The sequence below is a fragment of the Emticicia sp. W12TSBA100-4 genome (genome assembly GCF_040253585.1).
Classification (GTDB): Bacteria; Bacteroidota; Bacteroidia; order Cytophagales; family Spirosomataceae; genus Emticicia.
Genome location: NZ_JBELAU010000091.1, coordinates 1 through 360, shown reverse-complemented (window position 1 = coordinate 360; position 360 = coordinate 1). Strand labels below are relative to the sequence as shown.

Below are 360 nucleotides of genomic sequence, written 5' to 3'. Positions count from 1 at the left end.
GTCATTCGCACAGCAAGCGGTGGCGGTTCGTATCTTTGGTCAAACGGACTTGGTACTAACGCAACGGCTACTATCACAGCAGCTGGTACTTACACCGTCACAGTAACAGGTTCAAATGGTTGTACTGCAACAGCCACTACCACCATAACTAACGATGGAAGTTTACCTAATGTCCAAATCACGGGTTCTAATAACCTAAGTTGTGCTACTACAAATGTTATTCGCACAGCAAGTGGTGGCGGTTCGTATCTTTGGTCAAACGGACTTGGTACTAACGCAACGGCTACTATCACAGCAGCAGGTACTTACACCGTTACAGTAACAGGTTTAAATGGTTGTACTGCAACAGCCACTACAACC

At 46.1% G+C, this 360-nt stretch carries 1 pseudogene; it reads left to right on the top strand.

What is annotated here, in order from left to right:
• Positions 1-360: pseudogene (locus ABR854_RS25890) on the top strand (GDSL-type esterase/lipase family protein); the annotation flags it as partial.